Source organism: Rothia nasimurium, from assembly GCF_928391935.1.
Classification (GTDB): domain Bacteria; phylum Actinomycetota; class Actinomycetes; order Actinomycetales; family Micrococcaceae; genus Rothia; species Rothia nasimurium_D.
In genome coordinates this window covers 1-427 of the sequence record NZ_CAKMTD010000026.1, presented here as the reverse complement: position 1 = coordinate 427, position 427 = coordinate 1, and the positions used below count along the sequence as shown (strand labels likewise).

The window sequence follows — 427 nt, the reverse complement described above, 5'->3', positions numbered from 1 at the left end:
GCAGGCGGGCCAGGGTGCGGTCAATCGCGCTGGCCAGCAGCGCCCGGTCGTTGGGCGTGGCGAAGTGCAGCGTGTTGGGCGGCAGGCGGGCCGGCCCCAGTATCGCGAGGGCAGGGTGCGGCCTCCGCTGCATTGTCCAGGCCACCACGTGCGGGTTTCCGATGTAGGCGTCTGCGCGCCCTGCGTCCAATGCATCCAGTGCGGCCTGAAGGTCCGGTACGTGCAGGATGCGGGCGTCGGGATAGGTCTCCGGCAGCGATTCGTCGAGCACATGGCCGGTCTCGATGGCGATGCGCAGGTGAGGGGGCGCCGCGAGCAGCCGCGTCGCCGCATCGCGCCGGCCGACCAGCGCCGGGCGCACGCTCTGGTACGGACGCGTGAAAGAAAGACACCGGGTGCGCGATGCGGTGATCGATACGCTCATCAC

1 protein-coding gene is annotated in these 427 nt (G+C 70.5%); it reads right to left on the bottom strand.

The features are described 5' to 3' along the window. Positions 1-427 (bottom strand): transporter substrate-binding domain-containing protein (locus L7A15_RS10600; protein ID WP_237212510.1); only part of this gene is annotated, 427 nt, incomplete at both ends.